Origin of the sequence: Moellerella wisconsensis ATCC 35017 (genome assembly GCF_001294465.1) — a bacterium.
GTDB lineage: Bacteria > Pseudomonadota > Gammaproteobacteria > Enterobacterales > Enterobacteriaceae > Moellerella > Moellerella wisconsensis.
The window spans coordinates 120,035-133,728 of record NZ_LGAA01000018.1; the positions used below are offsets into that span (position 1 = coordinate 120,035).

A 13,694-nucleotide genomic window follows, 5' to 3' on the forward strand; every position below is an offset into this window, starting at 1 on the left:
GGTTAGATATTCACATCGAAGCGATAGCCTTGCCCTCTGACTGTAATAATCACTTCATCGGGATAATATTGCTGAATTTTTTTACGCAATCGCCCCATTAATACATCGATAGTATGGCTTTCTCGTAATTCAGCATCTGGGTAGAGTTGTCGCATCAATGAATCTTTACTTACCACTTTGCGATTATTACGCATAAGCGTTTCTATTATAGTATATTCAAAAGCAGTTAATTTGATGTTATGCCCTGCAACAGAGAATTCTTTTCTTGATAAATCAATGACAAATGAGCCAATCTCTAGCACTTGGGAGGCTAGCCCGCTGTTACGTCTCATGAGTGCTTGCATTCGTGCTACTATCTCTTCTAATTGAAAAGGCTTAGTAACATAGTCATCTGCACCACTGTTTAAGGCGGCCACTTTTTCTTGCCAGCTTTCTCGAGCTGTGAGCACTAATACGGGTAATTTCACCTGATTAGCACGCCAACGGCGTAGCATCGATAGTCCATCTTCGCCGGGTAGCCCAAGGTCAACAATGGCGATATCTGGCTGACTTTCGAGTAAAAAGTAATCAGCTTCTTTTGCATCCTCTGCGGCATCAACTTGATGGCCAAATTCTTTCAGTTGCACGGTTAAATGATGGCGAAGTAGTGAATTGTCTTCGACGATTAAAATACGCATCTAAACCCTCGTTATTTGGCACGAAACGTGACTAATTAAAAATATTAGCTATCAATAGTAGATTGAATAGTTACGTTTAGAAAGGGTAATTTTACTGTAGAAATACTTAATAAATGATTAACGATAAGCAGATAAAATACGGGATAGCCAATTATTAGAAGATAATATGAATGAATAGCGTGAGTGAGAAATAAGATGCGTAAAATTCATATAATTACCCGCATGATTAATCGCCGCAGCTATTTGAATAGCGACGGCGATTAAACAATTATTTTAATTGATCAATAAAAGTAACTGCATAACCGATGTAGTTAGCCGGAGTCAGGGCTTTTAAGCGATCTTTTTCTGCTTCAGGTAGCTCAAGACCATCAATAAAGGTCTTCATACCTTCGGCGGTTACGCGTTTACCACGGGTTAATTCTTTGAGTTTTTCATATGGTTTCTCAATGCCATAGCGACGCATAACAGTTTGAATTGGCTCTGCCAGTACTTCCCAGTTATGATCTAACTCTTCACGCAGATGGGCTTCATTAACTTCTAGCTTATTTAATCCTTTCATAGTGGATTGATAAGCAATTAACGCATAGCCAATACCTACGCCCAAGTTACGCAGAACAGTGGAGTCAGTCAGGTCACGCTGCCAGCGTGAAACAGGTAATTTAGATGCTAAGTGACCTAATACAGCATTTGATAATCCTAAGTTACCTTCTGAGTTCTCAAAATCAATAGGATTAACTTTGTGTGGCATGGTTGAAGAACCGATTTCACCGGCGATAGTTTTTTGCTTAAAGTGATTCAGTGCCACATAGCCCCAGATATCACGATCAAAATCGAGCAAAATAGTATTGAATCGCGCGACGCAATCAAATAACTCAGCAATGTAGTCGTGCGGTTCAATTTGAGTGGTAAACGGATTCCAAGTGATCCCCAAAGAGGTAACGAAAGATTCGCTGAACTGGTGCCAGTTAACTTCTGGGTAGGCGACAATGTGTGCATTATAGTTACCGACGGCACCATTGATTTTACCGAGAATTTCAACTTGACTCAGTTGGCGATATTGACGCTCCATACGGTAAGCAACGTTGGCAAATTCTTTGCCCACTGTCGATGGTGTCGCTGGTTGCCCATGAGTTCGGGATAATAACGGGAGATCACGATATTGATGTGCCATGGCCGTGATTTTATCAATCAACTGACGCCATTGGGGTAACAGAACCTCTTCACGTGCAGTATTTAACATCAGCGCATGAGACAGGTTATTGATATCTTCTGAGGTGCAAGCAAAGTGAATGAATTCAGAAACTGCGTGCAGCGCTGGAATATCTGCCACTTTTTCTTTTAGGAAGTACTCAACCGCTTTAACATCATGATTGGTTGTGCGCTCAATATCTTTGATACGCTGTGCATCTTGTTCACTGAAGTTGGCGACAATTGCATCTAAGTAAGCGTTTGCGTCTGCATCAAATGAGGGAACTTCATTAATTTCAGGGGTTGCTGCTAATTTTTGTAGCCAGCGAACTTCAACTTGAACGCGAAATTTTAGTAAACCAAACTCGCTAAAAATACCGCGTAGCACGCTAACTTTGTCGCCGTAACGACCATCAACCGGTGAAACAGCGGTCAGAGAGGATAATTCCATGGGGAGCAACTCCAGTTCTTTATTCACAGTGGGACAAAATTTCTTTCGCCTGATGAGTCAGACGGCTTCGGGAAAACATCAGTTGTAGACGACTACCGCCGACTTGCTGCCAGAGAACAGCACTGCGGATACCGGCTAACAGCACCGCGCGGACCTTAGCTTGAACTAACGAGTTCTTTAAAATATCCGGCGAGCCAGTGACTTGAATTCGGGGGCCGAGCGGACTAACAACATCCACGTAAATACCGGCTAAGCCATTAAATACCCCTTCGGACATCGGTTCAAAATAGTTACGTTGACGCTCAAACTGTTCAATTTTCTGGCCCAAGGTTGCAAACGCGTTCTGATCTTTATTTAATCGACGTTCTAACACCATTAGGCTCAGCATGTAGCGAGTCATCTCCGCGGATAACCCACTATTGGTCCCATTAAACATTCCTAGCAGCGCCTCTAATCCGGTTTTTAGATTAGTGGGATCATTGCCAAATACATCTAACGTAGAAGATGGATTCATATTAGTGATGCTATTGATCATGACTTCTAGATCGTTAGTGCGGCATTGACCCTCATGAGCCAATTGCTGCACGATACGCCCGGCTTGGCAGATACCTGCCATCGCCAGTGTTATGTCATAAAAGTTCTTTGCCACGATTACTCCTGAATACGCGCTTCGATAATACCGCCGCCCAGACAAACTTCATCAATATAGAATACCGCAGATTGACCAGGTGTTACGGCAGCAATAGGGAAGTCAAAGGTTACTTCAATTTTATCATCGCCTAATGGAGTGACTGTGCAAGGAATATCGGCTTGACGATAACGCGTTTTCACTGTGCAGCGTAAAGGCTCGGTTAAGTTATTTCTATCTACCCAGTGTAATTGCTGAGCAATCAACCCCGTTGACATTAGTCTTGGGTGCTCATGGCCTTGGGCAACAATCAGAATATTGTTCGCGACGTCTTTATCTACCACATACCATGGATCTTCAGAGCCATCTTTGGTACCGCCAATTCCCAATCCTTTGCGTTGCCCTAATGTATGATACATCAGGCCACTATGTTGGCCGATAGTTTCACCGTCAACGGTGACAATAGGACCTGGTTGGGCAGGTAAATAACGCCCTAAGAAATCACGGAATTTACGTTCACCGATAAAGCAAATCCCGGTAGAGTCTTTCTTTTTCGCGGTGACTAAACCAATTTCTTCTGCAATACGGCGAACCTCAGGTTTTTCTAATTCACCGATAGGGAATAAGCTACGACCGACTTGCTCATGGCTTAATGTGTATAAAAAGTAACTTTGGTCTTTATTACCATCTAAACCGCGCAATAATTGGCTTTTGCCATTAACATCTCGGCGGCGGACATAATGCCCAGTTGCGATATAATCTGCGCCTAAATCTTCTGCGGCAAATTCTAAAAACGCTTTAAATTTTATTTCTTTATTGCACAGAATATCAGGATTAGGTGTACGGCCAGCTTTGTATTCAGCTAAAAAAAGTTCAAATACATTATCCCAGTATTCGGCAGCAAAGTTAATGGTAAAAAGCTCGATACCAAGTTTGTCGCATACTGCTTGCGCATCGGCAAGATCAGTTGCGGCAGAGCAGTACTCTTGGTCGTCATCTTCTTCCCAGTTCTTCATGAATAGACCAGCGACCTGATACCCTTGTTGCTTGAGTAAATAGGCAGAAACCGATGAATCCACACCCCCGGACATACCGACGATGACTTTAATTTGGCTGTTATCTAACATGGCGTTACTTGACATGAAAATAGTCTCACTGGGGGAAAAACAAGCCCAATACTTTACCATGTTGCACCCTTGTTAGACTATACCAAAGGTGCATATTTATATTTTGGGTGCTATATTTGTGCAAAGTTATCGCCAAACACAGAAATAACCTCTAATGGCAGAGGATTATTTTGTAAAAAACAATGGATACTTTCTGCCACCAACGGTGAACGCAAACAGTCACTGGTTAGAATACGCTCGGCAGATACCCAATGACAGCAACTAATATCATTGTCTTGAGGTGTCGTTGGGCAAATATCATCTAGCTCAAGTGCGAATAGAAAGCGAATAAACGGTGTGTTATCCGGAGCTATCCATTGATGGATCCGCAGTAATTGCTGAGGCCGGGCACGGATCCCCGTTTCTTCAAATAGCTCTCTTTCAGCGGCAGCAATAACGCTTTCATCAGCCTCTAAATGACCCGCGGGTTGGTTCCACGTAGGTTTACCATTAATCCATTCTTCAACTACTAGAAATTGTGCTTTAGCATGAACAACGGTAGCGACAGTTACATGGGGTTTAAACATTTTGGATCTCCTTCCATTTACCGATAGCAATATTCTCAAGCGTATATTCGCCAACTTGATAACGAATTAAACGTAATGTCGGGAAACCAATATGAGCTGTCATACGTCTAACTTGACGATTACGTCCTTCATATAATGTGATTTTTAACCAACTGGTCGGAATAAGCTTACGCTCGCGGATAGGCGGATTGCGCTGCCATAACCATTCAGGTTGTTCGACAATTTCAATACCTGCTGGGCGTGTTGGCCCATCATTTAAAATTAATCCTTGGCGAAATTTAGCCAATGCGGCTTCATCAGGTATCCCTTCGACTTGGGCAAAATAGATTTTTGCGACTTTACTTTTGGGCTGAGTTAATTGTGCTTGAAGTTTGCCATCATTGGTTAAAATTAATAAACCTTCACTGTCTCTATCTAAACGACCTGCGGCGTAGACACCCGAATAAGAAATATAGTTTTTTAAGGTTGTGCGCCCTTGATCATCGGTAAATTGAGGTAATACATCAAATGGTTTATTAAAAATGATCAGTTTGCGTGGGCCTTCAAGTTTAGGTTTTTGCTCACGGGCGGGGTGTTGATTAGATGAACTGTGTTTAGACGCGGATTTATGAGTTGATTTGCTGCTAAATTTATGGGTGTGTTTATTATTTTTTGTAATGCGTTTAGGTGTGGTCATGTCCGCTCATTAATTAGAATTTATAGGGAGTGTGTTATTACTACTTTATCAATTATTGATTTGCCTGGGATTATTATATGCACTATACGGATATGGACTATACACAAATTACATATAGAAACGATATTCGTACGTATGATTCGTAGGTATTTGGCACGAATGCTGCGAGTTTCCCAGAAATACTGCTTAGAAGCTAACAATTGTATTTTAGTTTTAGGTTAAGGTACAGGCAGAAAATTTCAATAAAAAACAGTAGCAAGTTAGATGTATTAAACACGGTGTATTACCGTATGTTATCACGTGAGATAGGGTTAAACATTTTCTTTTTATTACAAAAATTTTACATTAACAGTCAAATACAGTACTCATTTAAGGTCATTGATACCCGATTAAAAGAATAAAACCAATAGCGATTAGGAGTTCACGTCGATTATATTTTTTGGGGGGAATATTTATACTTGAACAGTATAGTTAAGACTGAGATTAAACGGTCACTACGGCCACTACTTTTACAGTCTCTATTTTTAATTCTATATTAATACAGTAATCAAAATAAAAATATACTTATTAATAAATTAACAATCAAATATTATAAATTAATTTTAGTTATTTTTGGGTTAATAGGATAATGGGTTTTCAATGATAAAGTGATATTATGCGTGTGATTAGTTCAATAGAAGCTTTTATTTTATGATTTTGGTTTTATCATCTAATAAATCTATTAGATCCTTAAAGTTGTGGTCTGTTTTAGTGTTGATATCTTCTTATCTTCTTATCTTCTTATTTTTATTGTCATTTGTTGATTTATAACTTATAAAATTGTGTAATAAAAGATCTTATTTAAAAATTTCAACAGTATCCGTTTGTTTTAATAGAGATTGAATAAAAATTATTGATGAAAAATAATTATTCAAATAACATTATAAGCACCATTTTAATCATAAAAACCATCAGAATAATTAATAACTCATTATTGTACTCGCTTTGTATCTTAGACAAAAAATGTCAATGATTGACAAATGTAACCGTTATCATCTAATTTAAAGATGAAAGGTGAATATAAAATACTTTAATCGTTTATTAATCTTTGATTCTGTGAGCGCAATAAACTTTTTAAATTGCATTGTTAGATAAGATAAAAATCTCATTAAAATAATTATTTCTTGTAGTTAAGTGCGCTAAATTATCGTGATTTATCTGGCAGTATTGGTATAAATGTTTATTTATTAATAATACAAGTGAGAATTTTAATTGTTAGGAGTTTTGTAATATATTGATTTAAGGGTAATTATACTGACACTTATCCAGAACTCTCCTGAGAGTCGACGGCATAAATTAGCCGTATGCCATGAGATACTGTACTAACCATTGGCGTTCGGGAAAGATTCAAGTAATATCGACCGGTATCTTACAAAAAATTAACAAGAAAAATGCTGACTTGAAAGGAGAGGTTAATGGAAAGCAAAGTAGTAGTTCCGGCACAAGGCGCTAAAATCACCATCGATGCTAAAGGTAAACTCATCGTTCCAAACAACCCCATCATTCCTTATATTGAAGGGGACGGTATCGGTATCGATGTAACCCCTGCAATGCTGAAAGTGGTTGATGCATCTGTTGAAAAAGCCTACAAAGGTGAGCGTAAAATTTCCTGGATGGAAGTTTATACCGGCGAAAAATCTACTCAAGTATATGGTAAAGATGTATGGTTACCTGAAGAAACTCTCGAGTTAATCCGTGAATATCGTGTTTCTATTAAAGGCCCTCTTACAACGCCTGTTGGCGGTGGTATACGTTCTCTAAACGTTGCCCTGCGTCAGCAACTTGATCTCTACATTTGTTTACGTCCTGTTCGCTATTACACTGGAACACCAAGCCCAGTAAAACAACCTGAACTGACAAACATGGTTATATTCCGTGAAAACTCGGAAGATATCTATGCAGGTATCGAATGGAAAGCGGGCTCTGCTGAAGCAGATAAAGTTATTAAATTCTTAAAAGATGAAATGGGTGTAACCAAAATCCGTTTCTCTGAAAACTGTGGTATCGGTATTAAACCGTGCTCAGAAGAAGGAACTAAACGCTTAGTTCGTGCTGCAATTCAATATGCGATTGATAACGACCGTGATTCAGTAACGCTGGTTCATAAAGGTAATATCATGAAATTCACCGAAGGTGCTTTCAAAGACTGGGGTTATCAACTGGCTCAAGAAGAGTTTGGTGGAGAACTTATTGATGGTGGCCCTTGGATGAAAATCAAAAATCCAACTACGGGTAAAGAAATTATTGTTAAAGATGTCATCGCAGATGCATTTTTACAACAAATTCTACTGCGCCCTGCGGAATACGATGTTATCGCCTGTATGAATCTGAACGGTGACTATATTTCTGATGCTCTGGCGGCACAAGTCGGTGGTATTGGTATCGCACCTGGTGCTAATATTGGTTCAGAATGCGCTTTATTTGAAGCAACGCATGGTACTGCACCTAAATATGCAGGTCAGGATAAAGTTAATCCAGGCTCAATCATTTTGTCCGCAGAAATGATGTTGCGCCACATGGGATGGACAGAAGCCGCTGACCTAATCGTTAAGGGAATGGAAGGTGCTATCGAAGCTAAGACAGTTACTTATGACTTCGAACGTCAATTAGAAGGCGCTAAATTACTGAAATGTAGCGAATTCGGCGACGCAATCATCAAACACATGTAATTAATTAGCATGTGAGATTAATAACGGGAGCCTGATAGTTCCCGTTTTTTTTCTGTACAAGAAAAACCTTCCCCAAAACTCCCCCAAAACTCCTCCCCAAAACAACTCAAAAAATAGGCGATTTAAATAGCGATAATTTGCCACTCCTTACCACGATCGTCGTTATATTTATCGGTCATTTTTTGTGATTTATGGCCCAATAATTTTTGAGTATTGATACCTTGATCTCGATACAATCTTTCTGACAAAGAGCGTTGCTCGTGGAAAGATGGCGCGGCTCTTTCTTGCCACTCTAAGCCGCATTTATCTCTCGCTTTCTTAAATGTTGTTGTTAATGTATTTGCAGTGACCTGCTCACCACGTTTTGCTTGTGATGTAGTGTGACGGTAATGGACCAAATATTTACTGACAACAGCGTCACGGCAGATTGAGATAACTTGTTTAAGTGTCATGCCAATAGCCTCAGATTTAATTGATAATGGAATTGCTAGTTTTGAGCCTGTTTTTTCTTGCTCAATATGAAGCATGTCATCCCAAATATCTGAGAACTTCATTTTGACAATATCACCAATTCGTTGTCCAGTAATTACAGCTAATAGCATCGCATTACCCAAATATTTATGTTGGTTATCTGCCACTTCAAATATTTTTTGCCACTCTTCTAAGTTGAGGCGCTGGCGGGTAATTCGTCTTTTAGGTTGCTTGGTTGCGAGTGCAGGGTTGTACCCAGGTGAAACATGTCCAGCATGCTGAGCCTCTGCATAATTACCTCCACATCTGCCATATATAGATTTAAAAATTAAATATCGTCAGTAACTGGTTTAATTAAATGCTGGTGGATAATAGACACATATTTGGCCTGATGAATTGTATCAGCTAAGGCGTTATGTTGCTCACTGGCAAATTTGAGTGATTGAAGCTGGGATGCATTATTTCAATGTGAAAAATAATTTCGCGCTTTATCATTTTAGCCACCATTATTGGTCGTTACTGTAATATATTTCATCGGTGTCAGATTCATCTAAAACCAATAAGATTGTCTTCGTAGTAAATCGCACCAACAAGACGTTTAAGCTCAAAATAGAATGGAACAATCTTCTTAGCGAGTCTGTTTGAATACTCAAACTTGCCTGTTTATAGAGGCTTAGAGGCTGAAAATAGGGGATCCTAATTAATTAAACCACTACAGTAGCTACGGCATTTTAAGCTGACTGCTAATCAGCTATCGATTCGAGGTGATGGGTTCAAGACGATACTCTGACATCGTACTCAAGGAATGGAGGAGGCTACTGTGAGAGCACAGTCATAAGCAATGGCTTCTTCTTTTATTCCTCAAATGAGAGCGAAAAATAGAAGTTAAAAAAGTTCAAGGGGACGGATTATGTGTTTTTATTTATACATCTCACCAATTTGATGGGATATATAAATATTAGTAGAATTCAGACGTCCACATGAGAAGCATAAGTGATAAAAATGCCAGTATTATACCAATAGAGATACAGAAAGCTCCCTTGCTTTGGCTTGATGAAACAATAATTATGAATGAGACAATAAATCCTATTATGGGGATAATCGCTAATAGTTGAGCTAAGTCATTAAACATAATAAATTTTAGTTAGATTCAGTTAAGTTGTCATGTTTTATCATGTATCAATTAAAATGCTAATTAGCTATATTTTTTTCTAGCGGTATATATTCATTTTTAAATTTAGAGTTATAATATATTTTACTTAACCTAAATTATAATAAAAGTAAAAATTCATGGATACAGAAAAAGAAGAATATAAAGTAGTTGGTAAAGGAATTTTAAATGCATTTTGGTTTGGGCTTGTGGTATTCATCATAGCATTGATTATTAATCAAGTTAGCCCGCACAATAGCTCGGGTGGATGGTCAACTCTCTCCAGAGGGTTGTCGATGGCATTTATTATTTTTGGCGCAGGTGTTTATTGTTTTTTTTGTTTCATTATTGCTATGAATGAGTGGATAGATAACCGAAAAAAGAGTCACGTTAATACAGAGCGGGCAATGATAGCCACATTTTTGCACGGTATCGTTGCTTTATTTGTGGGCTGTTGTACATTGATTATTTTTAATAATTAGTTTTCTTATATTTTACAATCACAATATTTATTTCAATGGCTGCGTATTGCGCGGCCTTTGTCTATTTAAGAGGAGGAGGGATATGAATCGAAATATCAGAAAAGAATGAATTATCCGCTTTTCTAAGGTAATGGTTAATAGTTATTTACAAAATGAAGCTGCTAAACAAGCCACGCAATAAGTCGCTTTGAGAGAAATAAAAAAATAACAAATGTTACATTTAGTAATGAAAAATAAGACTAGTATGGACTGTTTTATAGGGATTCATTATTTAGTATATCGTTAGTTTTATTCGGAGGTGATATGTTTTCAAGTATATTTAAATTATCAAAGAAAGAGGATAGACACCTATCTTTAGCTGTTCTTATTGGTATTATAACAGGAATATTATCTGCTTTTGTAAAATCAGGGACTGAAAGTATTTTACCACCAAGAACTTTGGATAGAATAGCGCCTCCTGTAAAGATGATTGAAGATATGGGAGTTAATATTAATAATTTTGTTTATACGTATTCTGATCAAGTTGTTCATTGGGGCGGAAATGGAGTTCACATTATATTCTCAATTGCTGTTGCTATCTTTTACTGCTTAGCTTCAGAGATTTTTCCGCGAATAAAAATATTTCAGGGATTGGCTTTTGCTATTGTAGTGATGGTCGCATTTCATGGCATAGTTTTGCCTATATTGAATTTATCTCCAGCAGTTTGGAATTTGCCCTTTGATGAACTGTTTTCAGAAGTTATAGGGACATTGCTCTGGATGTGGTCGATTGAATTATTAAGAATGAATCTTCGTTATAGAATGACTAAAAAAGCAGATTTATAAAATTAACGGGATATATTAAATAATAAGTTAAGAAGCCATCAATTAATTATGGATGGCTTCTCATTTTACTAAAAGATCACTGCAGAGTGAGATTGTGAAGTATTTATTGAATAATAAAGATAGATTAACTACTTAAATACAGTTAAATTTAACTTTTGCAACCCCATTAATTAAATAATTTGAGCTGGTTTCATCGCTAAGTATTTTTAGCGCTTTATCTTGTTTTTGGCAATATTTAGATGCATTAGTGGTTGCGTAAGCTATGGCGCCACTAGTACGTCCAGCCCCCGGAGCGGCTTCTACAGAAGCAACATAGTAACCATCGGGTGTTTTATTAATATCTGAATTGTATGTAAAGCCAATACCTTTAAATTCAGTTGAGTCATTTTTAACTGCACATGCACTTAGTGATAGTACTGCGGAACAGATAAATAATAAAGGTAGTATTTTTTTCATAATAGAGTTCTCGATATATAAGATATATTTTTATTAATTATATTATGTGAAAAATAAACAAATATTAAACGATAGATCTAAATAATATTATGATTTTTTTAGTTTATCAATACTATTGATGAGATTAGGTAGTTAAAATAATTTCTACTTTGATATGACAGACAAACGTTTTAATGCTATATGTCATCTAAACTTTATTTGATATATATTGCTATGAGTATATCATAACAGTATGAATTACATGTGTTTTTATACCTAATTTGATTTTTTACTTGTTTGATTTTATACTCTCACTTCATTTTGGTGAAAATAGAGGGATGTTCGGTATGATTATCTTCCTCTAATTGCTTTTATTGGTTAGTCCTGTTATTAAGCCATGAAATTAATTATTAAACTCTAACTACAATAATCGCTCACTTTTTGTTAATAGATTTTTTTCGTTAAATCAGTCTTCGATAATAACCAATACGAGAGATCAAAAAATATAAGGTTCGGGAGTTGTAGGGAACATCAAATGAGATAGAATGCTAACTTGGCCGTCATTATGTAAATTACACTCATAGAGTGATAAATTTTAATCACTTTTTCAGTTTGCACTCTCTAGAATGTAAGTAAAATGGCTATTATTGATAAAGCTTTTAATCATGTGATTCTTTGCAGCTTCTAATTTTGATGCGCCTATTTGTTTATATTATTCTAAGCAAATGTCTACTATATGCAATTATCTTGTGGTTATTTATTTCCATCTAGTTATAAATAACCTATCATAGCAAAATTATATACTTATTTATTGGGAGAAATATGAATTTATTGGAGTTAACTCAAAAAAAGGCCCGCCATATTTCTATTGCGATTTATGTTGGAGTCATTGCGGGTATTTTTTCTGCGCTAGTAAAGTCTGGGTTTGAGGGATTAATTCCGCCAAGAACATTAGAGACAACACCACCTCCGGTAGTATTACTTGAAAAACTGGGGATAAATGTAGATGCAATGACATATGACTGGATGGGATATTCAATTAATTGGGGTGGGAATGGTGTTCATATTCTCTTTTCGATAGTTATTGCTGTTATATATTGTGTTATTGCAGAATATCTTCCTAAAGTAAAAATGTTGCATGGGATTATTTTTGGTATAGGTGTTTCTATTTTTGCTCATGGTTTAGTTGTGCCTTTATTAGGTTTATCTGGATGGTTATGGATAGCTGGTCCTGAGGCTTTAATTTCTGAATTTGTTGGTACTGCATTTTGGATTTGGTCAATTGAAGCGATTAGACAAAATTTACGCTATTGTTTAACTAAAGGGCCAGATGCTGAAAATTGTTAATATTGAGGATTAATAAAGAGGTAATATGAAATATTTTCCTATTATTTTAGTATTATTTTTTCTTGCTTGTGTTTATTTTATTTCTATTTTATAGATGTCTAATAAATAAAATTAATACGAATAATTAAATAATTTGATATAGTAAATCGCACCTTAATATTCGATACAAATATTTTAAGGTGCGTCTTTTCATGGTGTTTATTGATTAATTCTGTTGTTTAATAACAGAATTAAGTATATTTATGATACTAAAAAATAGAAGGTGAGAATAAAATTTTCACCTTCTGGATTTAAGTTACATATCAAACTCAAAAGAATGACTGATATCATGTACTAATAAAGTACACTTTATAGTTACTGCTTCAGGATCAATATTACGTTCTTGCAGCATGTTAGTAAATACATGATGAAAAATATCAATAACACATTTGATTTTTGCTAAATCACAACAGCCAGTAACATTGATTTCACCAGAAATTGTTGTTTCAACATTAGTATGTTTTTTAATATTTTGCAGGTTATTAACTTCTTTAGCAAGATAATCATCAATCCAATTACGAGTTTCTGCTGCAGCATTACTATTATCTGCTGGATTGTTTTTTTCTACAGAATAGGATAATAAAAAGGGTTTCATTACACATCCTTATGTAAACATAAATAATTTATCAATATAAAATAATGATATAAGTTGATTGGTTATTCGCATCGAGAATAATGAAATAACGATCTATCATATTGATTTTTAATTAAAAATAGAAGCTCAATATGTGATAATTGTTCGATTAATTCCAATTGTGTGAAGACGATCACTGTAATTATAAATATCAAATAAAATACTTATGAATTATTTATATTAATTATTATTAATTTATCTAATAATTATTTTTTCTACTTTTAAATATATTAAATATAGCTATATTTAAGTAAATATAATAATAGTCAATTATCAATAAAAACTTAAGA

Annotated in this window: 12 protein-coding genes and 1 pseudogene; 4 read left to right on the forward strand and 9 right to left on the reverse strand. The window is 36.2% G+C overall.

Going from position 1 to position 13,694, the window contains the following annotated elements; translation table 11 throughout:
* Positions 1-2: 2 nt before the first annotated feature.
* From phoP to rluE, 6 genes are all read right to left on the reverse strand, one after another.
* Positions 3-677, reverse strand: coding sequence for a two-component system response regulator PhoP (phoP, locus tag M992_RS08665; protein WP_053908167.1), 675 nt, complete (start codon positions 675-677; stop codon positions 3-5).
* 268 nt (positions 678-945) lie between these two features.
* The gene (gene purB / locus M992_RS08670) at positions 946-2,316 is read right to left on the reverse strand and encodes an adenylosuccinate lyase (RefSeq protein ID WP_053908168.1); all 1,371 of its coding nucleotides are present in this window, start codon (positions 2,314-2,316) and stop codon (positions 946-948) included.
* Between the two features lie 19 nt (positions 2,317-2,335).
* Positions 2,336-2,965: a high frequency lysogenization protein HflD gene (gene hflD / locus M992_RS08675; protein WP_053908169.1), complete on the reverse strand. Its 630-nt coding sequence runs from the start codon at positions 2,963-2,965 to the stop codon at positions 2,336-2,338.
* A 2-nt stretch (positions 2,966-2,967) separates the two neighbouring features.
* A complete protein-coding gene (gene mnmA, locus M992_RS08680; RefSeq protein WP_053908170.1) occupies positions 2,968-4,071 on the reverse strand; it encodes a tRNA 2-thiouridine(34) synthase MnmA in 1,104 nt (367 codons plus the stop codon).
* Positions 4,072-4,181: 110 nt separating this feature from the next.
* Positions 4,182-4,637: an NUDIX domain-containing protein gene (locus M992_RS08685; RefSeq protein WP_053908171.1), complete on the reverse strand. Its 456-nt coding sequence runs from the start codon at positions 4,635-4,637 to the stop codon at positions 4,182-4,184.
* Positions 4,630-5,313 (reverse strand): 23S rRNA pseudouridine(2457) synthase RluE, encoded by a 684-nt coding sequence (rluE, locus tag M992_RS08690; protein WP_053908172.1) that lies wholly within the window; start codon positions 5,311-5,313, stop codon positions 4,630-4,632. Before rluE ends, M992_RS08685 begins: the two co-directional genes overlap by 8 nt.
* Positions 5,314-6,767: 1,454 nt before the next feature.
* On the opposite strand from rluE, the gene icd reads away from it, so the two are divergent.
* A complete protein-coding gene (gene icd, locus M992_RS08695; RefSeq protein ID WP_053908173.1) occupies positions 6,768-8,021 on the forward strand; it encodes an NADP-dependent isocitrate dehydrogenase in 1,254 nt (417 codons plus the stop codon).
* A 122-nt stretch (positions 8,022-8,143) separates the two neighbouring features.
* Here icd and M992_RS08700 read toward each other — a convergent pair.
* Positions 8,144-8,785: pseudogene (locus tag M992_RS08700) on the reverse strand (tyrosine-type recombinase/integrase); the annotation flags it as partial.
* A 997-nt stretch (positions 8,786-9,782) separates the two neighbouring features.
* Here M992_RS08700 and M992_RS08705 point away from each other — a divergent pair.
* Positions 9,783-10,124 (forward strand): hypothetical protein, encoded by a 342-nt coding sequence (locus tag M992_RS08705; RefSeq protein WP_053908174.1) that lies wholly within the window; start codon positions 9,783-9,785, stop codon positions 10,122-10,124.
* A 303-nt stretch (positions 10,125-10,427) separates the two neighbouring features.
* Positions 10,428-10,949, forward strand: coding sequence for a YagU family protein (locus M992_RS08710; RefSeq protein ID WP_053908175.1), 522 nt, complete (start codon positions 10,428-10,430; stop codon positions 10,947-10,949).
* Between the two features lie 132 nt (positions 10,950-11,081).
* Here M992_RS08710 and M992_RS08715 read toward each other — a convergent pair whose 3' ends face one another.
* A complete protein-coding gene (locus M992_RS08715; RefSeq protein WP_053908176.1) occupies positions 11,082-11,405 on the reverse strand; it encodes a hypothetical protein in 324 nt (107 codons plus the stop codon).
* An 801-nt stretch (positions 11,406-12,206) separates the two neighbouring features.
* Between M992_RS08715 and M992_RS08720 the strand changes: the two genes are divergently transcribed.
* The gene (locus M992_RS08720; protein WP_053908177.1) at positions 12,207-12,731 is read left to right on the forward strand and encodes a YagU family protein; all 525 of its coding nucleotides are present in this window, start codon (positions 12,207-12,209) and stop codon (positions 12,729-12,731) included.
* Between the two features lie 295 nt (positions 12,732-13,026).
* On the opposite strand, the gene M992_RS08725 is transcribed toward M992_RS08720, so the two are convergent.
* Positions 13,027-13,365 (reverse strand): hypothetical protein, encoded by a 339-nt coding sequence (locus M992_RS08725; RefSeq protein ID WP_053908178.1) that lies wholly within the window; start codon positions 13,363-13,365, stop codon positions 13,027-13,029.
* Positions 13,366-13,694: the final 329 nt, after the last annotated feature.